Annotated in this window: 17 protein-coding genes and 3 tRNA genes; 10 read left to right on the top strand and 10 right to left on the bottom strand. The window is 71.5% G+C overall.

Annotated elements, in window-relative coordinates; translation table 11 throughout:
• Window positions 1-8 precede the first annotated feature (8 nt).
• The 6 genes from ABEB17_RS10480 (at window position 9) to ABEB17_RS10455 (ending at window position 7,376) form a co-directional block, all read left to right on the top strand.
• Window positions 9-1,025, top strand: coding sequence for a LacI family DNA-binding transcriptional regulator (locus tag ABEB17_RS10480; protein WP_345716640.1), 1,017 nt, complete (start codon window positions 9-11; stop codon window positions 1,023-1,025).
• A 156-nt stretch (window positions 1,026-1,181) separates the two neighbouring features.
• Complete coding sequence (locus tag ABEB17_RS10475) at window positions 1,182-2,465, top strand: ABC transporter substrate-binding protein (RefSeq protein ID WP_345716639.1); 1,284 nt, start codon at window positions 1,182-1,184, stop codon at window positions 2,463-2,465.
• Between the two features lie 3 nt (window positions 2,466-2,468).
• On the top strand, window positions 2,469-3,383 hold the full coding sequence (locus ABEB17_RS10470) for a carbohydrate ABC transporter permease (protein ID WP_345716638.1): 915 nt from the start codon (window positions 2,469-2,471) through the stop codon (window positions 3,381-3,383).
• The gene (locus ABEB17_RS10465) at window positions 3,380-4,270 is read left to right on the top strand and encodes a carbohydrate ABC transporter permease (protein ID WP_345716637.1); all 891 of its coding nucleotides are present in this window, start codon (window positions 3,380-3,382) and stop codon (window positions 4,268-4,270) included. Before ABEB17_RS10470 ends, ABEB17_RS10465 begins: the two co-directional genes overlap by 4 nt.
• Before the next feature lie 59 nt (window positions 4,271-4,329).
• Window positions 4,330-5,295: a glycoside hydrolase family 130 protein gene (locus ABEB17_RS10460; protein ID WP_345716636.1), complete on the top strand. Its 966-nt coding sequence runs from the start codon at window positions 4,330-4,332 to the stop codon at window positions 5,293-5,295.
• Window positions 5,296-5,333: 38 nt separating this feature from the next.
• Entirely contained in the window at window positions 5,334-7,376 is a 2,043-nt protein-coding gene (locus tag ABEB17_RS10455) for a hypothetical protein (protein WP_345716635.1), read from the top strand.
• A gap of 79 nt (window positions 7,377-7,455) precedes the next feature.
• Here the strand turns inward: ABEB17_RS10455 and ABEB17_RS10450 are convergent.
• The 5 genes from ABEB17_RS10450 to ABEB17_RS10430 all read right to left on the bottom strand — a co-directional run bounded on the left by ABEB17_RS10450 (window position 7,456) and on the right by ABEB17_RS10430 (window position 10,268).
• Window positions 7,456-7,530: transfer RNA gene (locus ABEB17_RS10450), tRNA-Val, on the bottom strand.
• A gap of 1 nt (window position 7,531) precedes the next feature.
• A tRNA-Cys gene (locus ABEB17_RS10445) sits at window positions 7,532-7,602 on the bottom strand.
• Window positions 7,603-7,645: 43 nt separating this feature from the next.
• A tRNA-Gly gene (locus tag ABEB17_RS10440) sits at window positions 7,646-7,718 on the bottom strand.
• 85 nt (window positions 7,719-7,803) lie between these two features.
• Window positions 7,804-8,937 carry a ribosome small subunit-dependent GTPase A gene (gene rsgA / locus ABEB17_RS10435; protein ID WP_345716634.1) on the bottom strand — a complete coding sequence of 378 codons (1,134 nt, stop codon included), beginning with the start codon at window positions 8,935-8,937 and terminating at the stop codon, window positions 7,804-7,806.
• A 176-nt stretch (window positions 8,938-9,113) separates the two neighbouring features.
• Window positions 9,114-10,268 carry a YihY/virulence factor BrkB family protein gene (locus tag ABEB17_RS10430; protein WP_345716633.1) on the bottom strand — a complete coding sequence of 385 codons (1,155 nt, stop codon included), beginning with the start codon at window positions 10,266-10,268 and terminating at the stop codon, window positions 9,114-9,116.
• A 219-nt stretch (window positions 10,269-10,487) separates the two neighbouring features.
• Here ABEB17_RS10430 and glgX point away from each other — a divergent pair, with 219 nt between their 5' ends.
• Both glgX and treY read left to right on the top strand, forming a co-directional pair.
• Window positions 10,488-12,653 carry a glycogen debranching protein GlgX gene (gene glgX / locus ABEB17_RS10425; protein ID WP_345716632.1) on the top strand — a complete coding sequence of 722 codons (2,166 nt, stop codon included), beginning with the start codon at window positions 10,488-10,490 and terminating at the stop codon, window positions 12,651-12,653.
• Window positions 12,650-15,130, top strand: coding sequence for a malto-oligosyltrehalose synthase (gene treY, locus ABEB17_RS10420; RefSeq protein ID WP_345716631.1), 2,481 nt, complete (start codon window positions 12,650-12,652; stop codon window positions 15,128-15,130). The genes glgX and treY overlap by 4 nt, the downstream gene beginning before the upstream one ends.
• A gap of 42 nt (window positions 15,131-15,172) precedes the next feature.
• Here the strand turns inward: treY and ABEB17_RS10415 are convergent, their stop codons facing one another.
• Window positions 15,173-16,123 carry a polyphosphate kinase 2 family protein gene (locus ABEB17_RS10415; RefSeq protein ID WP_345716630.1) on the bottom strand — a complete coding sequence of 317 codons (951 nt, stop codon included), beginning with the start codon at window positions 16,121-16,123 and terminating at the stop codon, window positions 15,173-15,175.
• 65 nt (window positions 16,124-16,188) lie between these two features.
• Here ABEB17_RS10415 and treZ point away from each other — a divergent pair, with 65 nt between their 5' ends.
• Entirely contained in the window at window positions 16,189-17,976 is a 1,788-nt protein-coding gene (gene treZ, locus ABEB17_RS10410) for a malto-oligosyltrehalose trehalohydrolase (protein WP_345716629.1), read from the top strand.
• Here the strand turns inward: treZ and zapE are convergent.
• Window positions 17,942-18,913, bottom strand: coding sequence for a cell division protein ZapE (gene zapE, locus ABEB17_RS10405; RefSeq protein WP_345717326.1), 972 nt, complete (start codon window positions 18,911-18,913; stop codon window positions 17,942-17,944). The genes treZ and zapE overlap by 35 nt on opposite strands.
• 91 nt (window positions 18,914-19,004) lie before the next feature.
• Here zapE and ABEB17_RS10400 point away from each other — a divergent pair, with 91 nt between their 5' ends.
• On the top strand, window positions 19,005-19,736 hold the full coding sequence (locus ABEB17_RS10400) for a pyrimidine reductase family protein (RefSeq protein WP_345716628.1): 732 nt from the start codon (window positions 19,005-19,007) through the stop codon (window positions 19,734-19,736).
• Here the strand turns inward: ABEB17_RS10400 and ABEB17_RS10395 are convergent.
• From ABEB17_RS10395 to ABEB17_RS10385, 3 genes are read right to left on the bottom strand one after another with little or no spacing between them, the layout of a single operon-like run.
• On the bottom strand, window positions 19,714-20,937 hold the full coding sequence (locus ABEB17_RS10395) for an alpha/beta hydrolase (RefSeq protein ID WP_345716627.1): 1,224 nt from the start codon (window positions 20,935-20,937) through the stop codon (window positions 19,714-19,716). The two genes, ABEB17_RS10400 and ABEB17_RS10395, sit on opposite strands and share 23 nt — an antisense overlap.
• Window positions 20,934-21,323 (bottom strand): DoxX family protein, encoded by a 390-nt coding sequence (locus ABEB17_RS10390; protein WP_345716626.1) that lies wholly within the window; start codon window positions 21,321-21,323, stop codon window positions 20,934-20,936. Before ABEB17_RS10390 ends, ABEB17_RS10395 begins: the two co-directional genes overlap by 4 nt.
• 52 nt (window positions 21,324-21,375) lie before the next feature.
• Window positions 21,376-22,449 carry an ATP-dependent DNA ligase gene (locus ABEB17_RS10385; RefSeq protein ID WP_345716625.1) on the bottom strand — a complete coding sequence of 358 codons (1,074 nt, stop codon included), beginning with the start codon at window positions 22,447-22,449 and terminating at the stop codon, window positions 21,376-21,378.
• Between the last annotated feature and the right edge of the window lie 33 nt (window positions 22,450-22,482).

The following is a 22,482-nucleotide window of genomic DNA, read 5'->3' as shown; positions in this document are numbered from 1 at the left end:
TGGGAGCCATGAAGCAACGCGTCACGATCGTGGACGTCGCCCGGGACGCCGGGGTGTCCATCGCCACGGTTTCCGCCGCCCTCAACGACCGCCCGGGGGTGTCCGAACCGACGCGCAAGCGGATCGTGGCCACGGCCAAGCGACTCGGCTGGTCCCCTTCGCTGCGCGGTCGCAGCCTGTCGCAGAAGCGCGCCTTCAGCGTGGGGCTCGTCATCCAGCGCAACCCCTCGGTCATCGCCTCGGACCCGTTCTTCGCCGGGTTCATCAGCGGGGTCGAGTCCGTCCTCGAGGACGGCGGGTACGCCCTGGTCCTGCAGGTGGCACCGACCCGGCAGCGCACCATCGCCCGGTACCGGCAGCTCGCCGCGGACCATCGCGTCGACGGGGTCTTCCTCACCGACGTGTCCATCCCGGACACCCGGTTCGACCTCGTGCGCAGGCTCGGCATCCCCGCGGTCGCCATCAACGCGCGGCCGGGCGGCGACGGGATCTCCTCCGTCCGGCAGGCGCACGAACCCGCCATCGACGCGCTGCTGCACCACCTCGTCGACCTCGGGCACCGGCGCATCGCCCACGTCTCCGGACCCAAGGACTACATCCACGCCCACGACCGCGAGACGGCGTGGCGCGAGTACCTGTCGGGCGCCCGGATCCGACCGGGCGCCTGCGTCGAGGGCGACTTCTCGCTCGCCTCCGGCAGCCGCGCCGCAGCCGCGCTGCTCCGGCGGCGACCTCGACCCACCGCCGTGTTCTGCGCGAACGACCTGATGGCCATCGGGTTCATCGCCAAGGCCACGGAGCTGGGGTTCTCCGTGCCGGGCGACGTCTCCGTCGCGGGGTACGACGGCATCGACTTCGGCGCGTACGCGCGCCCCTCGCTGACGACCGTCACCACGGCCCCCCACGTCCTGGGCGAGCAGGCGGCACGCACCCTCCTGGCGATGCTGGACGGCGCCCCCGCATCGCACGTGGACACCGAGCCGGCCAGCCTCGTCGTCCGCGCGTCGACCGGGCCGCCGACCTGACCACCACCCCGCACTGACCGCCCCGGTTCCCTCGCGTCACTCTCCGGTTGCACAACCGAAACGTTTTGGTAGTGTCCGGGCATCCAAAACGTTTCGGAGATTCGCGGAGGAACCATGGCGACAATGACGTTGCGCTCAGCGGGCCGACTCGCCCTCATGGGAGCTGGGCTCACCGCCCTGGTCACCATGACGGCGTGCTCGGGGAGTTCCGGGGAGTCCGCTGCTCCCACGCCGAAGGGGAGCGCCAGCGGCACGCTCAACGTCGTGGTCTCGAGCGCGACCGGGTCGGACGCCGGCTTCAAGGCGGTCAACCAGGCGTTCATCGCCAAGTACCCGGGCGTGAAGATCAACTTCACCGCGGTGCCCAACGAGAACTACGCCCAGGCGCACGCCTCCCGGCTCACCGCCGGCAGCATCGACGTCGGGCTCGCCGGGCCGAAGGAGCTGCCGAGCTACGTTCCCGCCGGTAACGAGGGCGACGACGCCCGGCTCGCGGACCAGGGCGGGTACGTGGACCTCACGAACCAGGCGTTCATGAAGAAGTACAACCCGACCGTGCTGGACCAGATCAAGTACAAGGGCAAGAACTACACCGTGCCCACGGGTCTGAGCTACTACTCCGGCATGTTCTACAACAAGAAGATCTTCGCGGACAACGGGATCAAGATCCCGACGACGTGGACCGAGTTGATGGCGGCCTGCGAGACGCTGAAGGCCAAGGGCATCGTCCCGCTCGGCATCGGCGGCAAGGACTCGGCGGGGCTGAACATGCTGGGCGTGGTGCAGAGTCTGTACCCGACGGCGCAGGCGAAGGACGACCTCGCCAAGGGTCTGTACGGCGGCACGGTGAAGCTCAACGACGGCAAGCAGCTCCAGGTGCTGCAGAACGTGCAGAAGCTCTACTCGTATGCCGAGCCGAACTTCGCCGGCGTGAACTACGCGACCATGACCGCGGACTTCGTCAACGGCAAGCTCGCCATGATGAGCGACGGCACCTGGAACACCACCACCATCCAGCAGGCCGGCGGGAGCAAGCTCGACTTCGGCTACTTCCCGCTGCCCGCCAGCGACAACGCGGCGGACAACAAGTACCTGGGTGGGAAGGTCGAGCTGACGCTCGCCATCCCGAGCAACGCGAAGAACAAGTCGGCCGCGATCGAGTACCTCAGCTTCTTCACCGACAACTACCAGCTCTTCGACGACGAGGCCGGCTTCGCGCCGTCCGTGACCGGCGCCAAGAGCAACCCGTTCTACACCGACATCGCCAAGTACACGAGCACGTTCGAGCCCGCGTGGGACACCGTCTGGATCCCCAACACCAAGGCTGGAGCCGCGGCGCAGAACCCGTTCAACTGGGCCGGCATCGCTCCGATGGGCAAGTCCGACCCCCAAGGCGCCGCTGATGCCTCCGAGAAGGACTGGCAGGCGGGTCTGAAGTAGGCCATGAACCAGTCGCGCTCGTTCATCTTCGGGCGGCGGTGGTCGGCCCAGCTGACCTTCGCCGTCGGGATCAGCCTGGTCGTCCTGTTCTCGCTCATCCCCGCGGCGGGCATCTTCGCGATCTCGCTGACCGACATCCGTTCGCTGCCGTTCATCCCGATCCACTTCGTCGGGTTCGAGAACTACTCCACGTTCTTCTCCTCGGCGCAGCTCGGCTACAACCTGCACGCGCTGAAGAACACGTTCGTCTTCGCCATCTCCGTGACGCTCCTGCAGAACTCCCTCGCACTGCTCATCGCCGTCCTGCTGAACCAACGCCTGCGGGGGCGCAACTTCGCCCGAGCGGTGGTCTTCATGCCCACGATCCTGGGTGTGACCGTCATCGGCCTGATCTTCTCGCTGATGTTCAACCCCAGCGGCGGACCCGCGGCGAGCATCTGGAAGTCGTTCGGCGCGTCCTCGGCGTTCTTCGGGGACCCGCACCTGGCCATGGCGCTGGTCATCGCCGTCTCGGTGTGGGCCGGCATGGGGGTCGCGGTGGTGATCTACCTCGCCGGGCTGCAGGCGATCCCCGTCGAGCTGTACGAGGTGTCGTCCATCGACGGCGCGACGTCGTGGCAGAAGCTGCGGTACGTCACCTTCCCGTTGCTGGCTCCGGCGGTGACGGCGAACACCCTGCTGTCCATCATCGGTGCACTGCAGAGCTACCAGCTGATCTACGTGCTGACCGGCCCGATCAACCCGGCCACCCAGGTGCTGTCCCTGGCGATCTTCACCCAGGGATTCGGGGGTGCCCAGGGCGGCGCGGTGCAGTCGCAGGGCTACGCGGCGGCCATCTCGGTCGTCCAGTTCGTCATCGTGATGATCGTCTCCGTCGCGACCCTCGTCTACCTCCGTCGGAAGGAGACCTCGCTGTGAGCGAGCTGGCCACCACCCTCCCGACTCCCGCCGCCCCGGCCCCGCCACCGAGACCGCCGTCGGGAGGCGGGCGTCGGTCCGTCTCCGGCAAGGTCGTGAACTACGCCCTGCTCGCCCTGGTCGTGCTGATCTACCTCTACCCGCTGGTCTTCCTGATCAACACCGCGCTCAAGAGCAACAACGAGTTCTTCAGCAACCCCACCGGGATCGCGAAGTCGCCGCACCTGTCGAACTTCAGCACCGCGTGGCGTCAGGGAAACTTCGCCTCCTACGTCCTCAACAGCGTGCTCTACACCTTCGCCGCGGCCGCGCTGGGCACGGTGATGTCGCTGATGGTGGCCTTTCCGGTGTCCCGCGGGTACCTGAAGCACACGAGGCTCTGGAACGTCCTGTTCGTCTCCATGCTCTTCCTGCCCAACACCTTGGTCACGGTGTTCCAGCTGGCGCTGCGCATGCACCTGTACGACACGCGGCTCGGCTACGTCCTGATCATGGCCTCGGGCATCGGCGTGGGTCCCCTGCTGATCTCCGGTTACCTCAAGTCGATCCCCCGGGAGCTCGACGAGGCCGCCGCGCTCGATGGGGTGGGGTACCTGCGATACCTCTTCCGGTTCCTGCCACCGCTGATCCAGCCGGTGCTGGCGACGGTCTTCATCCTGCAGGCGATCGGCGTCTGGAACGACATCATCCTGGCGACCATCCTGCTGCCCGACCAGGCCAAGTCGCCGGTGACGCTGGGACTGTTCGCCTTCAAGGGCACCTACGTGAGCCAGTGGAGCCTGCTGTCCGCGGCGACCCTGATCGTGGCCGCTCCCCTGCTGCTGGTCTACGTCTTCCTCCAGCGGTACCTCGTCGCCAGTGCGGTCGGCGGTGCGGTGAAGGGCTGACCGACCGACGAGCGCCGCCCGGCCGGCGCGCGCTCCCTCCGCGAACCAGAGAGGACACGATGAACACCGGACCAGTCAGGTTCCCGCTCGGCCCGTTCACGCCGTACGAGGGCAACCCCATCCTGACGCCCCAGGGCGACGGGTGGGAGTCCGGCAGCGTGTACAACCCGGCCGCGGTCGTCGTCGACGGCCGGGTGGCGCTGCTGTACCGGGCGCACTCCGACGACATCGTCTCCCGCGTCGGGCTGGCCTGGAGCGACGACGGGATCACGTTCCACCGCGAGCCGGACCCCGTCCTGTCACCGAGCGAGGACTACGACCGCTACGGCGTCGAGGACCCACGGGTCACCCGGGTCGGCGACACGTACTACCTGACGTACTCCGGCTGGGACCGGCGGACGGCGCTGCTCTGCCTGGCGACCTCCCCCGATCTGCGCACCTGGACGAAGCACGGGCCGATGTTCCCGGACTTCGACACGTTCCAGCCCGGCGGTCACGGTGAGCCGGGCCCCTGGTCCAAGGCCGGCGGCATCCTGGCTCAGCCGGTCGACGGGACGTACCTGATGTACTTCGGTGAAGGGTCGATCTGGGCGGCCACGTCGCCGGACCTCCTGCACTGGACCCCGGTGACCCGGGACGACGAGCCGCCGATCATGGCGCCGCGGCCCGGCACCTTCAGCGACTTCCTCGTCGAGGTGGGCCCACCGCCGTTGGTCACGGACGACGGGCTCATCCTGCTCGTCCACAACGCCGCGACCAAGAACCCCGACGGCAGCGTCCGGTACACCGCGGGCCAGCTGCTCTTCGACCCCCAGCGGCCGACCGAGATCCTCGCCGAGCTGACCCGGCCGTGGATCGAACCCACCACCTACGAGGACCTGAACGGCCTCGTCTCGAACGTGACCTTCGTCGAGGCGCTCGTCTGGTTCCAGGGTCGTTGGCTCGCCTACTACGGGCAGTCCGACTCCACCCTGGGCGTCGCCGCGTTCCGTCCCGGCGACCGCTTCTCCGACCTGCAGGCCTGACCCCAGCGCTGCCGAGGAGGCACCCCGTGCGAAGGACCATGCGAAAAGGATGGCTGGTCGCCCTCGTCACCGCGAGCCTGATCAGCGTTCCGGCGGCCACCGGGCTGGCCGGCTCGAGCGCCGAGGCGACGAACCCGCCGGCTCCGGCCAGGCTGACCAACCTCGCACACCTCGACTTCCTGACGAGCACCGTGGAGCCGCCGGCCCAGCCGGACCACACGACCTATCGCCTGGCGCAGGAACCAGCCGTCGGGGTGCTGTGGGTCTACGCGAACCACCAAGCGGACGGCAGCTTCCTACGGGTCGGCGGCGGTGACTACGACGCGGCGACGAACACGTACGGACAGGGCGCCTACGACGCCGACGACATCAGTCGCGCGGCGGTCGCCTACCTGACCGCCTGGAAGCAGCTCGGCGACGTCCGGGCGCGTGAGCACGCCTTCCAGCTGTTGCGCGGGCTGACGTACCTGCAGGACGCGTCCGGCCCGAACGCGGGGAACGTCGTCCTGTGGATGCAGCCCGACGGCACCCTGAACCCCAGTGCGAAGCCCGCCGAGGAACCTGACCCCTCCGACTCCGACTCGTCCTTCTGGTTGGGGCGCACCATCTGGGCCCTGGGCACCGGCTACGCCGCGTTCAAGACGGCGGACCCGGCGTTCGCCCACTTCCTGCACGACCGGCTCATGCTCGCGCTGGACGCCGTCGAGCGGCAGGACCTCACGACCTACGGGACGTGGCAGGTCGTGGACGGCCTGCGCTGGCCCTCGTGGCTCATCGCGGGAGGCGCCGACAGCTCGTCGGAAGCCATGCTGGGCCTGGTCGCCTACTACCGCGCCAGCGGTGACCCGCGGGCCCGACGTGACCTGTCCCAGCTGGCCACCGGTGTCGCCGCGATGACGACACCCGGGTGGCCCTACGGGGCGCTGCTGCCGTGGACCGGCTCCCGATCCTTGTGGCACCCGTGGGGCAGCGAGATGGCCGGTGCGCTGGCCGCCGCCGGATCCGCGTTGGGCCGCGGCGAGTGGACCCGGACGGCGGTCGGCGAGACGGCCCAGTTCACCCCCCACCTGCTGGTCCAGGGCGGGCCCGACAACGAGTGGCTGCCGGCCCCCATCTACCGGGACCAGATCGCCTACGGCGCGGACGTGACGCTGCGCAACCTGCTGAGCACCGCGGGCGCCACCCACCGCACGTCGTTCCGGCAGCTCGCCGGTGTCGCCGGCAGCTGGTACTTCGGGAACAACCCGGCCCACGCACCCATGTACGACCCGGCCACCGGGATCACGAACGACGGGATCAGCCCGGACGGCGACATCAACCTGAACTCCGGGGCCGAGTCGACCATCCACGGCGTGTTGTCGATGCTGGCCCTGGACGCCGCGCCGGACGTCGCCGCGCTGGCACGCACCGCTGACGTGAGCGACCGCGTGAGCTGGTCGTACGCCGAGGCGGAGTCCGGGCAGCTGGCGGGCGACGCCGCTGTCGTCAGGCCCACGGAGTCGTGGACGGGCGAGTCGCAGTGGAGCGGCGACCACTACGTCTCGCTGGGCCCAAGGGGTCAGGTGAGCATCCCGGTCCAGCTGCCGACCAGGGACCGCTACGTCGTGATGCCGGTCTTCGACCGGCAGATCGCGCCGCTGCGCTCGGTCGGAACGCGGCTCGCCCTCGGTCGGGTCCCGGCCGGCGTCCAGTACCAGGGCGGCGCGGGCGCCCAGGGCGTGAGCACCGCCCCGGGCTTCCTGGACGTCGGGTCGCAACCGACCGCGGCAGTGGTCGGCGCCGGCGCCAACCGGCTCACCGTGACCTACGTCGGCGACGGACGGCCGGCCCGCGTCGACGGCGCGCTCCTGCAGCCGGAGCTCGAGTGGGTCGTCCTCGGCGGGTCGGGCGCACACGGAACCGCGCTGCTGCGCAGCTTCTCGCCCACGACTCGGCACAAGCTCGTGAGCGTCGGCAGCGGCCGGGTCACCGCGTACGCGTACGACCGGCAGGGCCGCCTCGTCGGCACCGCGTCCGGTCACCGGGGCCGGGTGGAGGCGACGGTCCCGCCGTCCGGCTTCACCGTCGTCCTCGCCGGGTAGTCCATCGAGCGTCGGCGTCGGAAGATGCGATGAGGCCCGGTCCCCTGGTGGGGGTCGGGCCTCTGACCTGAGGTGTGCTTGGTGGGCGATACTGGGTTCGAACCAGTGACCTCTTCCGTGTCAAGGAAGCGCGCTACCACTGCGCCAATCGCCCGAGGTGGAGACGGGATTCGAACCCGTGTACACGGCTTTGCAGGCCGTTGCCTCGCCTCTCGGCCACTCCACCGTGCCAGAGCCCGCAAGCGGGCTCCACGAGGCGAGAGCCTCCGAGCGGACGACGGGATTCGAACCCGCGACCCTCACCTTGGCAAGGTGATGCTCTACCAACTGAGCCACGTCCGCATGCACCAGGTTGCTCACCCGACGCCTGAGAAACAGTATCCGATGCCGCGCACCAGAACCAAACCGGATCCCCCATCGGCCGCGTCTACCGGGGCCGGTGGCCGTCCTTGACCGACCGGCGGTACTCCATCGTGCGCTGCTTCCAGACGGCGAGCTCGGCCTGCCGCAGACGCGCGTCGACCCGTCGAGCCTGGTAGGCCGCCTCGCGCTGCAGCTTCTGCCAGCTCACCAGCCGGCGCTCGGCGAGGTCACCGGACTCGATGGCGGCCCGGACGGCGCAACCGGGCTCGGTGTCGTGCGCGCAGTCGTGGAACCGGCACTCCTGGGCCAGCTCGTCGACGTCCGCGAAGACCTCGGCCAGCCCGTCGGTGCCCTGCAGCCCCACGGACCGCAGGCCCGGGGTGTCGATGACCGCCCCGCCGTCAGGCCCGAGGTGCAGCTCGCGGGTGACGGTCGTGTGCCGACCCTTCTGGACGGCACCGAGGGCCTGGGTGCGCATCGCCTCGCGCCCGAGCAGGGCGTTCAGCAGCGTGGACTTGCCCACCCCGGACGCGCCCAGCAGCGCCACCGTGGCCCCGTCGGCCAGCAGCGCCCGCAACCCCTCGAGCCCCTCACCGTCCTGGGCGACCGTGACGTCGACCGGGCAGCCGGCCGCGACCTGCGCGCCGATCTCGGCGGCCAGCTCGGCGGCGTCCGAGCCCAGGTCGCCCTTGGTCAGGACGAGCCGGGGCTGCGCGCCGCTCTCCCAGGCCAGGGCCATGAAGCGCTCGATCCGGCCGAGGTCCGGGTCCGGGTAGAGCGCCTCGACGACGGCCACCGTGTCGACGTTGGCGGCGAGCACCTGCCCGGACGACGTCCCGCCGACCTGGGCCCGGACCACGCTGGTCCGCCGGGGCAGCACGGCCTCGATGGTGTGGTTGCCGTCCGGCCAGGTCTGCAGCCGCACCCAGTCCCCCGTGCTCGGGACGGCCTGCGGGTCGTCCGCGACGGCGGCGACGACGTCCGCCCCCCAGGTCGCGCGGACGGGTCCGGCCGCGCCGAGGGTGTCGCAGGCGCCGCGGTCGGTGCGGGTGACCCGGGCGGGGAAGGCCGGGGCTCCCGGGACGGTGATGGTGTCGGTGGCGTCGAACGACGCGCTCCAGGCGCTGTCGAAGCCGAGCTGGACGAGCTGGTCCGCGTCCCCGAGCTGAGGACCGGACGCGAGGGGGTCGTGCGACATGTCGAGGGCCTTTCGAAGGTGCCGAGCGGCGCTCGTCGGGCGACGAGCACGGGCTCAGCGGTGAAGGAGCGCCCCGGATCGGGCCGAGGCGATGGCGTGCAGGTACTCGGAGCTCATCGAGACCTCACCTCCGCGTCGTCGACCATCTCGGGCCCCGACGGCCCGACGTCACGAGGTTAGGCAGACTGCCCCGGCCTCGTCACCTGGTTATCCGCGTCCCGGTGCCCGTCGTCCGCCTGCCCGTCGTCCTCGTCGTCCTCGATCGGCCCGGGCGGCCCGGGCGGGTCGGTGGCCTGGATGTGGTCGGCCAGGTCCTCGCGGCTCAGGTCCATCAGCCCGTGCGTGCCCGGCATCGCGTCGTCCGGCTCCCGGATCGGGGTCAGCGGGTGCCGGCGCCGCTCCAGCTTGGCGAGCGGGGACTTCGACTCCCCCTTGATCGGCCACAGCTCGCGGCTGGCCGCGTTCAGGGCGGCCCCGATCAGCACGGCGATGGCCAGGAAGTAGAGCCAGATCAGCACGATGATGGTGGCCGCCAGCGGCCCGTAGATCGACGTCCCGCCGACCGAGGCACCGATCACCTTGCGGACCATGATCGAGGCGCCCACCCAGATGACCAGGGCGAGCACGGCGCCGGGCACGTCGCGCCGCCAGGACGTCCGGTGCGGGGTGGCCAGGTGGTAGAGCGTGGCGATGCTGGCCACCGTCGCCAGCGTCATCACGGGCCAGTACAGCTTGAGCAGGAAGTCGACGTTCGGCGGGAGCATCTCGCTGAGCAACGAGGGCCCCAGCAGCACCAGCGGCAACAGGATCGCGCCGATCAGCACCGCCCCGGTGTACAGCGAGAAGGACAGCGCGCGGGTCCGGATGATCCCGCGGCGCCCACCCTGGCCGTACATGATCGAGATGGTGTCGATGAAGACGTTCAGCACCCGTGAGCCCGACCACAGGGACAGGGCGAAGGCGATCGAGATGATGTCCAGCCGACCGCGGTTCAGCACGTCCTCGATGGTCGGGGTGATCTGGCTGGACACGGTCTGGGCGGTGAAGATGCGCTGCGCGTACGTCTCCATCTGGTCGCTGACCTGCGTCACCGTGTCCGGGCCGAGCGCGTTGCCGAGGTAGCCGACCCCACCCAGCAGCCCCAGGATCAGCGGCGGCAGCGACAGCAGCGCGAAGAAGCCGGCCTCCGCCGCGAGGCCGGTAACCCGGTACCGCATGCAGACCGAGACCGTCTCGCGGGTCAGGGACCACAGCCCCAGGGCCGCCGGTGAGCGGCGGACGGCGCCCACGCGGGATCGCACACCCGCGGCGATGGACGACGCGCTGCTCACGCACCCACGGTAACCGGGTGACTTCGCGGAGCCGCTGCGACACGGCTCGATCGCGCCGTACGGTGTCAGTCCGGTCACCTCCAGCGCTCAGTTGCGGGTCGCCGGGCGCGGGGAGGCCCGACGTCCGGCACAATCGGTGCGCGCCCCCAAGCCGTTTCCCGCGGCGGTGGCCGCTACGACGCCGACGTCGTGTTCCTGCCCTCCCGCAGAAAGATCGTGATGCAGACCTGGCCCGGTAAGCCCTACCCCCTCGGCGCGACGTTCGACGGCACCGGAGTGAACTTCGCCCTGTTCTCCGAGGTCGCTGAGCGCGTCGAGCTGTGCCTGATCGACGACGCCGGCCAGGAGACGCGCGTCGACATGCCCGAGCTGGACGGCTTCGTCTGGCACGCGTTCGTCCCCGGGATCCAGCCCGGCCAGCGCTACGGCTTTCGCGTGCACGGCCCGTACGACCCGAAGAGCGGCCACCGGTGCAACCCCGCGAAGCTGCTGCTCGACCCCTACGCGAAGGCCATCGACGGCCAGATCGACGGCGACGAGTCCCTCTTCTCGTACAAGTTCAAGGACGCCGACGCCAACGGCGACGCCCCCAAGAACTCGATGGACTCGCTCGGGCACACGATGCTGTCCGTCGTCACCAACCCGTTCTTCGACTGGGGGCAGGACCGCGCGCCGGGGCACGAGTACCACGAGAGCGTGATCTACGAGGCGCACGTGAAGGGCCTGACCCAGCTGCACCCGGACGTGCCGAAGGAGATCCGCGGCACCTACGCAGGCATCGCGCACCCGGCCGTGATCGAGCACCTGGCCGACCTCGGCGTCACCGCCCTCGAGCTGATGCCGGTGCACCAGTACGTGCAGGACTCGCACCTGCTCAGCCAGGGGCTGTCCAACTACTGGGGCTACAACACCATCGGCTTCCTGGCGCCGCACAACGCGTACGCGGCCTACGGCACCCGCGGCCAGCAGGTGACCGAGTTCAAGGCGATGGTGAAGGCGCTGCACGAGGCCGACATCGAGGTCATCCTGGACGTCGTCTACAACCACACCGCCGAGGGCAACCAGATGGGCCCGACGCTGGCATTCCGCGGGATCGACAACAACGCGTACTACCGGCTGGTCGACAAGGACCTCGCGCACTACTACGACACCACCGGCACCGGGAACAGCCTCCTGATGCGGCACCCGCACGTGCTGCAGCTGATCATGGACTCGCTGCGCTACTGGGTGACCGAGATGCACGTCGACGGGTTCCGGTTCGACCTCGCGTCGTCGCTGGCCCGCCAGTTCCACGAGGTCGACCGGCTGTCCGCGTTCTTCGACCTGGTGCAGCAGGACCCGGTGGTCAGCCAGGTCAAGCTGATCGCCGAGCCGTGGGACGTCGGCGACGGCGGCTACCAGGTCGGCAACTTCCCGCCGCTGTGGACGGAGTGGAACGGCAAGTACCGCGACACCGTGCGCGACTTCTGGCGTGGCGAGGCCTCGACCCTGGGTGAGTTCGCGTCCCGGCTGACCGGCTCGAGCGACCTGTACGAGCACTCCGGCCGCAAGCCCATCGCGTCCATCAACTTCGTCACCGCGCACGACGGCTTCACGCTGCGCGACCTGGTCTCGTACAACGACAAGCACAACGAGGCCAACGGCGAGGACGGCAACGACGGCGAGAGCCACAACCGCTCCTGGAACTGCGGGATCGAGGGCGAGACCGACGACCGCGAGATCAAGGCGCTGCGGCTGCGCCAGCAGCGCAACCTGCTGGCCACCCTGCTGCTCTCGCAGGGCGTGCCGATGATCGCGCACGGCGACGAGCTTGGCCGGACCCAGGGCGGGAACAACAACGTCTACTGCCAGGACAACGAGACCGCCTGGGTGGACTGGGACCTGGACGACTCCCAGCTCGAGCTGCTCGAGTTCACCCGCCGCCTGGTGCGGCTGCGCACCGAGCACCCGGTGTTCCGGCGTCGGCGGTTCTTCGCCGGCAGCGCCGACCACGGCGGCGAGAGCGAGCTGGGCGACATCGCCTGGTTCACCCCGACCGGCGAGCACATGGGCGACGAGCACTGGCGCAACGGCTACGCCAAGTCCCTCACCGTCTTCTGGAACGGCTCGGCCATCCCCGAGCCGGACCGGCGCGGCGCCCCGATCGTGGACGACTCGTTCCTGCTCGTCATCAACGGGCACCACGAGCCGATGGACTTCACGCTGCCCGGGCCGGAGTACGGCGAGCTCTGGCAGGCCGAGCTGGACACGGCCGACCCGTCCCTGCGCGGGCACCTGCCGGACAGCAAGGGCGCGCCCCGCACCGAGGGCCACGAGCCCTACAGCGAGCTGCTCGTGCAGTCCCGCAGCGTCGTCGTCCTGCGGTGCGTGCGGCCCCCGTCGTGAGCGAGTCCACCGCTCGCCCGGTGCCGACGTCCACGTACCGCCTGCAGGTGCATGCGGGCTTCGGCTTCGACGCGGCGGCCGAGCAGGCCGGGTACCTGGCCCGGCTGGGCGTCTCGCACGCCTACCTGTCGCCGATCCTGCAGCCTGCGCCGGGGTCGACCCACGGCTACGACGTGGTCGACCACTCCCGGCTCAACGAGGCGGCCGGCGGCCGGGCGGCGTTCGACCGGCTCAGCGCGGGCCTGCAGGGTCACGGCCTCGGCACGGTCGTGGACGTCGTCCCGAACCACATGGCGGTCCCGACCCCCGCGTACCTGAACGCCCAGCTGTGGTCCGTGCTGCGGGACGGCCCGGGCTCGCCGTACGCCACCTGGTTCGACGTCGACTGGTCGGTGCCCGACCGGGCCGTGCTGATGCCCGTGCTCGGGCAGCGGATCGGCCAGGTGCTGGACGCCGGTGAGCTGTCCCTCGACCCGACGGGCGGGCCGGACGGCGACGAGCTCGTGCTGCGCTACTACGACCACCAGTTCCCGCTGCGCCCCGGGACCGCGGACCTGCCGCTGGCCGAGCTCGTCGACCGGCAGTGGTACCGGCTCGCGCACTGGCGGGTCGCCGACGAGGAGCTGAACTACCGGCGGTTCTTCGACGTCGACACGCTCGCCGCGGTGCGGGTGGAGCGTCCCGAGGTCTTCGAGGCAACCCACCGGTTGCTGCTCGACCTGGTGGCCTCCGGCGCGGTCGACGGCCTGCGGATCGACCACCCCGACGGTCTGGCCGACCCGGCCGGCTACCTGTCCCAGCTCGCCGACGCGACCGGCGACGCCTGGGTCGTGGTCGAGAAGATCCTGGAGGGCGACGAGCGGCTGCCGCGGGACTGGCGGACCGCCGGCACCACCGGCTACGACGTGCTGCAGCGGATCGGCGGCGTGTTCGTGGATCCCGCCGGCGCCGCTCCGCTGTCGGCGCTGCTGGGTGAGCTCACCGGCGACGCCACCGGGCTGGACGCCGTCGTCGAGCAGGCCAAGCGCGAGGTCGTGGCCGGCGGGCAGTACGCCGAGGTGCACCGGCTGGTCGAGCTGCTCGCCGGCATCTGCCACGACGACGTGCACCTGCGCGACCACACCCGCCGCGGCCTGCACGACGCGGTCACCGAGCTGCTGGTCGCGATGGACCGCTACCGCGCGTACGTCGTCCCCACCGACACCGACACCGGCGCGGACCCGCTGCCCGAGTCCGTCGCCGTGCTGGACGCGGCCGTCGGCCGGGCGCGGGCGCACCTGCCCGAGCACGAGCACGACACCCTCGACGTGGTGCGCGACCTCGTGCTGGGGCTCGGCCCGGCGCCGACCCGGTCCGACCCCCGGCGGGCCGAGCTCGTCGTCCGGTTCCAGCAGACCTGCGGCCCGGTGATGGCCAAGGGCATCGAGGACACCGCGTTCTACCGCTGGTTCCGGCTGGTCGGGCTGAACGAGGTCGGCGGCGACCCCGAGCACTTCGGCGTCGCGACCGAGGAGCTGCACGCGTTCCTCGGCCGGCTCCAGCGGACCTGGCCGACGTCCATGACCACGCTGTCCACCCACGACACCAAGCGGTCCGAGGACGTGCGGGCGCGGTTGGCCGTGCTCTCCGAGCGACCCGCCGAGTGGGCCAGCACGGTGCGGACCCTGCACGAGCGGTCCGCCGGGCTGCGCCAGGCCCCGCTCGACGGCGCGACCGAGTACCTGGTCTGGCAGACCCTCGTCGGCACCTGGTCGGCGTCCGACGGCCCGATCGGCGCCGAGCGGCTGCACGGGTACGTCGAGAAGGCCGTGCGCGAGGCCAAGACGCACACCAGCTGGACGTCGCCCGACGAGGTCTACGAGAGCGCGCTGCACGACTTCGTGGACGGCGTGCTCGGCGACGAGACCGTGCTGGAGCCGCTGGCCGCCTGGGCCGCCGCGACGCACGACGGGTTCCGCGTCGGCGTGCTCGGCCAGAAGCTGCTGCAGCTGCTCGCGCCCGGCGTCCCGGACGTCTACCAGGGCACCGAGCTGGTGGACCAGTCCCTCGTCGACCCCGACAACCGCCGCCCGGTCGACTACCTCGACCGGGTGCAGCGGTTGCAGCGCCTCGACTCGGGCGCCGCGCCGCAGGACCTCGACGACGAGAAGCTGCTGGTCACCTCCCGGGCGCTGCGGCTGCGCCGGGACAACCCGGCCTGGTTCGTGGGGCCCGAGGCCAGCTATGCGCCGCTGGGCACGAGCACCGGCAACGCGCTGGCCTTCGGCCGTGGCCCGGGCGAGTCCGTGCAGGTCGTCGCGGTGGCGACCCGGCTCACGGAGTCGCTGGCCGCGTACGGGGGGTGGCGGGCGCACACGGTGAGCGTGCCGGAGGGCCGCTGGCGCGACGAGCTCACCGGGCGCGAGGTCGACGGTGGGGCGGTGGCGTTGTCCGAGCTGCTCGACCCGCTCCCCGTCGCTCTGCTGATCCGGACCTAGCGTCCGGACCTAGCGTCCGGACCTAGCGTCCCGGACCTGCGGTCAGCTGGCGGCCAGCCGGCCCTTCTCGACGTCCACGTCGAAGTCCGCCGGCGGCCACTGCGGGTCGATCCGCTCCAGGTGCTGGATCAGCAGCTGCTGGACGGCCCAGCGGGCGTACCACTTGCGGTCGGCCGGGACGACGAACCACGGCACCGCCTGCGTCGAGCAGCGCGTCAGGGCGACCTGGTACGCCTCCTGGTAGGCGTCCCAGTGCTCGCGCTCGTCGATGTCGGTGGGGTTGTACTTCCAGTACTTGTCGGGGCGCTCCAGCCGTTCGGCCAGCCGCTCCTTCTGCTCGTCCCGGGAGACGTGCATCATCACCTTGACCACCGTCGTGCCGCGCTCGACCAGCCGCCGCTCGAAGTCGTTGATGGTCGCGTAGCGCTTCGACCAGGTCGCCCGGGGCACCAGCTCGTGCACCCGAGCGATGAGCACGTCCTCGTAGTGCGAGCGGTCGAAGACGCCGATCTCTCCGGCCTCTGGCAGCGCCCGCCGGATCCGCCACAGGAAGCCCTTGGCCCGCTCGTCCTTGGTCGGCGCCTTGAAGGCGGTGTGCCGGACACCTTGCGGGTCGGCCGCACCGACGACGTGCCGGACGATGCCGCCCTTGCCGGACGTGTCCATCCCCTGGACGACCAGCAGCAGCGATCGCCGACCGCCGCCCCGGCTCTCCGCGAACAGCCGCTCCTGCAGCTGGGAGAACTGGTCGACGCCGGCCGCCAGCGCGGCGCGCCCGGCCGGCTTCCCGCCGGCGAACCCCGGCGTCGCCCGCGGGTCGACGTCCGCCAGCCGGAAGCCCTGGTCGACGCGGAGCAGCTGGTCGACGCGCGGGTCCGTCGACTGGATCTCGTCCTCGACCGCCTGCTCGGCCGACGTGAGCGCCTTGCGCAGCGCGGCAGCCTCCTTGACGTCCTTCTTGCGGGGCGCGACCTGCTGCTTTCGGCTCGACATCGGCCGATCATGGCAGGGCGCACCCAAGTGGGCCAGGCGGACGCTGCTGTGACAGGCTCGGACCCATGCACCGCTACGCCGTCTGGGCGCCGCATGCCGGACGCGTCGACCTCGTCACCGACCCGCAGACGGATCCCGTCACCCTCCCGCTGGTGCGCTCGGAGGGCGGCTGGTGGCGCTACGACGGCCCCTGGGGCGAGCACGGCACGGACTACGGGTTCACGGTGGACGGCGGACCGCTGACCCCCGACCCGCGCAGCGCGTGGCAGCCGGACGGCGTGCACGGACCGAGCCGGGTCTTCGACCCCGAGCACTACACGTGGCACGACGACGCGTGGCGCGGGACGCGCTGCGGCAAGGGCGTCCTGGGCGGCGTCGTCTACGAGCTGCACGTCGGCACCTTCACGTACGAGGGGACGCTGGACGCCGCGGTCGAGCACCTGGACCACCTGGCCGGGCTCGGCGTGGACGTCGTGGAGCTGCTCCCGGTCGCCGCGTTCGACGGGCAGTCCGGCTGGGGTTACGACGGCGTGCACCCGTACGCGGTGCACGAGGCCTACGGCGGACCGGAGGCGCTGCAGCGCTTCGTCGACGCCTGCCACGGCCGCGGCATGGCCGTGGGACTGGACGTCGTCTACAACCACCTCGGCCCGAGCGGCAACTACCTGGCCAGGTTCGGCCCGTACTTCACCGACGACCACCACACGCCGTGGGGCCAGGGGCTCAACCTGGACGGCCAGGGCAACATGGCGGTACGCCGCTGGCTGATCGACAACGCGCTGCGCTGGTTCCGGGACTTCCACGTCGACCTGCTGCGACTGGACGCCGTGCACGAGCTGCGCGACGACTCCCCCACGCACGTGCTCGCCCAGCTCTCCGACGAGACGCGGATCCTGTCCCACGCGCTGGGGCGCCCGCTCGAGCTGATCGCGGAGAGCGACCTGAACGACCCCCGCACGGTCTCGGCGACGACCGACGACGGGCTCGGCATGGACGCGCAGTGGAGCGACGACCTGCACCACGCGCTGCACGCGACCCTGACGGGTGAGCGGCAGGGGTACTACGGGGACTTCGGGTCGCTGCCGGTCCTCGCGCACTGCCTGACGCGGGTGTTCCGGCACGACGGCGGGTGGTCGTCCTTCCGCGGTCAGGACTGGGGCCACCCGGTCGACCCCGAGAAGCACGACGGGCGCCGGTTCCTGGGCTACCTGCAGACCCACGACCAGATCGGCAACCGCGCGGTCGGCGAGCGGATCGGCGCGCTGCTCACGCCCGGGCAGCAGGCCATCGGGGCGGCGGTGGTGATGACCTCGGCGTTCACCCCGATGCTGTTCATGGGTGAGGAGTGGGCCGCGTCCACGCCGTGGCTGTACTTCACGGAGTTCCCCGACGTCGAGCTGGCCGGCGCGGTCCGGGACGGCCGGCGCCGCGAGTTCGCCGAGCACGGCTGGTCCGCCGAGCAGGTGCCGGACCCGCAGGACCGGGCCACCAGGGACCGCTCGGTGCTGCGCTGGGACGAGATGCGGCACGGCGACCACGCCCGGATGCTCGACTGGTACCACGACCTCATCTCGTTGCGGCGCAAGGAACCTGCGCTGCGTGACGGTCGGCTGACCGGGGTCCAGGTGGAGTACGACGAGGACGCCTGGTGGCTGTGCGTGCGCCGAGGCGACCTGCGCGTCGTCTGCAACCTCGCCGAGCACGGGCAGCACGTCCCGGTGGACGCCGAGCCGCTGGACGCGGTGGCCGTCTGGGACCCAGCGACCACGACCCTGCACGAGTCGACGGTCGAGCTCGGCCCGCACGCGGTCGCGGTCGTCAGGGTTGCGCAGCCGAGCGCGCCAACGCCGTGAGCCGGGACAGCGCCCGCAGGTACTTCTTGCGGTAGCCGCCCGCGAGCAGCTCCGCGGTGAACAGCTCGTCGACCGCACTGCCGGAGACGGCGACGGGGACGTCCCGGTCGTAGAGCCGGTCGGCGAGGACGACGAGCCGCAGCGCCACGTTCTGGTCGCTCACCGGGTGCAGCCCGGCGACCGCGACCCCCGCGACGCCGTCCACGAGGGCGCCGTACCGGCTCGGGTGCACCGCTGCCAGGTGGGTGCAGAGGTCGTCGAACGCGTCGTAGGTGCGGGTGTCGTCGGCGCCCACCCAGCCGCGCAACGCGTTCTCGCTCAATGGGTCCGGCGCTCGGGTGAGCCCGCGGTGCCGGTAGTCCTCGCCGTCCACCCGCAGGACCTCGAAGTGCGCCGACAGCGCCTGGATCTCGCGCAGGAAGTCCTCGGCCGCGAAGCGCCCCTCCCCCAAGGCGTCGGGCAGCGTGTTGGACGTCGCCGCCACCCGCACGCCCGCCTGCACCAGGCGGGTCAGCAGCGTGGACATCAGCACCGTGTCCCCCGGGTCGTCGAGCTCGAACTCGTCGATGCACACCAGCCGCCGCGTCGACAGCCGCTCCACCGCCGGCCCGAATCCCAACGCCCCGACGAGGTGGGTGAGCTCGACGAACGTGCCGAACGTCTTCGGCCCCGGTGCCTGGTGCCAGAGTGCGGCGAGCAGGTGGGTCTTGCCGACGCCGAAGCCGCCGTCCAGGTAGATCCCCGACGGACCGCTCGCCCGTGGGGCTCGCCGCAGCAACGACCGTCCCGACCGTCCCGACCGTCCGGTGCGGCCGAGGTCGTCGGCGAACTGGCGTAGCCGGGCCACCGCGGCGGCCTGGCTGGGCTGACCGGGGTCGGGTCGGTAGGAGTCGAAGGTCACCGAGGTGAAGTGCGGCGGGGGGACGAGCTCGTCCATCAACCGCTGCGGATCGGGACGTGGGTCACGATCGGCGAGTCGTCCCGTCACGGCACGACCCTACGTCCTGCCCGCTGGCAGACTCGGCCGGGTGCAGCACATCGACGAGCTGAGCGACGACGAGCTGGCCGACCTCTACGCCTACCCGGGCTCGGGCGAGCGGGCGGTCGTGCGAGCCAACTTCGTGTCGAGCCTGGACGGCTCGGCCACCGGCGACGACGGCCGGTCCGGCAGCATCAACGACGACGCCGACCACCGGGTGTTCGCGGCGCTCCGGGCGCTGTGCGACACCGTGCTGATCGGGGCCGGCACCGCGCGGGACGAGGGCTACGGCCGGCTGGGCACGCCCGATGCCTGGAGCGCGGTGCGCGAGGCGAACGGGCTCGCGCACCACCCGCTGCTGGTGCTGGTCAGCCGCTCGCTGGAGCTGCCCGAGAAGGTCCTGGACGACGTCCCGGAGGCGGGCGGCCTCCTGGTGCTGACCACCGAGGACGCGGACCCGCAGTCGCTCGCCGCGCTGACCGGAAGGATCGGCGCGGCGAACGTCCTGCAGTCCGGGCGGGGCAGCGTCGACCTCGTCTCCGCGACGGAGAGCCTGGCCGGCCGGGGACTGCGGCGGATCCTCTGCGAAGGGGGCCCGCAGCTGATGAACGACCTGGCGCGCGCCGAGCTGGTCGACGAGCTCTGCCTGACCGTCGCACCGCTGCTGGTCGGCGGGCACGGACCGCGCATCTCGGCCGGGGCACCGTTGCGGACCCGCATGCACCTGGCGCACGCGCTGCGCTCGGACGGCTCCCTGCTCACCCGGTGGACGCGTCGCTGACCGCCACCGCCTGCGGGTGCGCGAGCTGCTCGCGGACGAACCGGGTGACCACGCGGTCCCACCGTTCGGGATCGGTGTTCCACTCCTTGGTGTGCCGGGCCTCGTGCCAGGGCTCCACCCGGACGAGGTCGGGGCGGGCCCGGGCCAGGGCGCGGGAGGGGCCGTTGGGGACGAACTCGTCGTCGTCGCTGTGGATGAGCAGGATGGGCAGCCGCAGCTCGGCGGCCCGCGTGACCCAGTCGAGCCGGTGCAGGTCGAGCGGGTGCTCGAGACCGACGAGGCGACGCCCCCACGGGTGCCGGAGGAGGGGGTAACCGAGCCGCCCGATCGCGCTGGGCAGCCGGTTCACCCGGGACTGGTGCTCGAGCACGTCGTGCCAGTCCACCACCGGCGCGTCCAGGACGACGGCCCGGACGCGGTCACAGACCCAGGAGCGGGTGGCGGCCTGCAGCACGATCGAGCCACCCATCGACCACCCGACCAGGACGACGTCACGGGCACCGCGGGCGAGCGCCCACAGCACGGCGGCCTCGACGTCGCGCCACTCGCTGTCGCCCAGGTGGTACCGCCCGCTGGGGTCGCTGGGAGCGTCGAGGTCGTTGCGGTAGGAGGGGACGAGCACGGGGAGCCCGAGGGCGTGCAGCGGCGGGACAGCACGCAGGCACTCCTCGCGCGTCGCGCCCCGCCCGTGCACCAGGACGGCCCAGGTGCCGCGCTCAGCCGACGGACCGAGCTCGCTCGGGACGAACCACGCGGGCATGGGACCGAGGTCCGTGTCGAACTCGACGTCCTGGTGGGCCAGACCGAGGCTGGCAGCGGGCGGCCCACTGAAGTAGTACTGGTTCCACCGGGCCGGCCCGGGCTGGGGCGTGCCCTCCTCGACCGCGAGCAGGTGGCGGACCACGGACTGGTCGTCCATCTGCAGGACCTCGCCCAGGCGCGCGTGGCCACCGCGGTGGTCCCACCAGAGGCCGTACCGTCCCTGGACCTGCGTCTCCGGCGTCCGGGCCAGGGTGATCGTGGGTGGTTGCGCGACGAGGTCGACGTCCAGCACCTCGACGTCGTCCGGCTTCACGTGGTCCGGCGTGACCACCTTGCGGGTGAAGTACGTCGCGAGCGCCCCTACCGCGGCGGCGGCGGCGGTGGCGAGAGCCGCCAGCGCGAGGCCGGTCCGTCCGAGCCGGCGGGCACGCGACGTCATCGACCGGGCTCGTCGGGCCGCGGGGTCCGCGCGATGGCCAGGGCCCAGGCCACCAGCGGTGCCTGCAGCGGCAGCCGTGCGAGCGTGCCGGCGCGGTAGCCGCGGCTGGCCCGCGCGCTGCGCTGCGCCGTGACGGCCATCTGCACGTTGGCCGGGAACACCCCGACGAAGAGGGCGGCGGTGGCCAGCCCGGCCCAGCGGCGGGTCCTGGGCAGCGCCAGCCCGGCCGCGCAGGCCAGCTCGGCGGCTCCGGACACGGCGACCCACGGCCCCGGGTCACCGAGCTGGCGGGGCACGATGCTCTCGAAGGGACGCGGACGGGCGAAGTGCAGCGCCCCGGACGTCGCCAGCAGCGCGGCGAGCGGCTTCCACCCCCATGACGGCATGGCGGGATCCTGCCACGAGTGCCTGGCAGTGCACGCCCTGACCCCGGGCGCGCTAACCACGGGCGCCGAGGACGTCCGTGAGGTCGAAGCTGACCGGCTCCTCGAGCTGGTCGTACCCGCACGAGGTCGGCTCACGGTCGGGCCGCCAGCGCACGAACTGCGCGGTGTGCCGGAACCGGATGCCCTCCATGTGGTCGTACCGCACCTCGACGACGAGCTCTGGTCTCAGCGGGACGAAGGTCAGGTCCTTGCCGGCGGCCCACCGGCTGCCCTCGGCGTTGCGCGGAGTCCGGGTGCCCTCCTCTTGCTTTGCCCACGCCCAGGGGTGGTCGTCGAACGTCGTGACCAGCGGTTGCAGCTCGGTGAGCAGCTCGCGCCGGCGGGCCATCGGGAACGCCCCGATGACGCCGACGCTGGCCAGGATGCCGTCCGGACCGTAGAGGCCGAGCAGCAGCGAGCCGATCGCGTCCGGCCCGCTCTTGTGCACCCGGTAGCCGGCCACCACGACGTCCGCGGTCCGCTCGTGCTTGATCTTGGTCATGGTGCGCTTGTCCGGCCGGTACGTGCCGTCGAGCGGCTTGGCGACCAACCCGTCGAGCCCAGCGCCCTCGAACTGGTGGAACCACTGCTCCGCCGTGCCCGGGTCGGTGGTCGCGGCCGTCAGGTGGATCGGAGGCTGCGCCCCGGCCAGCGCCTCGACCAGGGCGGCGCGCCGCTCGACGAACGGGCGCGACGTCCAGTCCTGGTCACCGAGCGCGAGCAGGTCGAACGCCACGAACCGGGCGGGGGTCTTCTGCGAGAGCATCGTCACCCGGCTCACGGCAGGGTGGATCCGCTGCTGCAGCGCCTCGAAGTCGAGCCGGTCGCCGGACTCACCGACCACGATGATCTCGCCGTCCACGACGCAGCGCTCAGGCAGGTTCTGCCGCACGGCCTCGACGAGCTCGGGGAAGTAGCGGGTCATCGGCTTCTCGTTGCGGCTGCCGATCTCGACCTCGTCACCGTCGCGGAAGATGATCGACCGGAACCCGTCCCACTTCGGCTCGTAGCTCATGGCCCCACCGGGGATCTGCTTGGCCGGCTTGGCCAGCATCGGCGGGACGGGCGGCATCACGGGCAGCTGCATCCGGCCATTCAAGCCGACCCCACCGACAGCCGG

This window comes from Angustibacter luteus (assembly GCF_039541115.1).
GTDB classification, from domain to species: domain Bacteria; phylum Actinomycetota; class Actinomycetes; order Actinomycetales; family Angustibacteraceae; genus Angustibacter; species Angustibacter luteus.
Note: the sequence above shows the minus strand (reverse complement) of the source record. Positions and strands in the feature narration are given on the sequence as shown.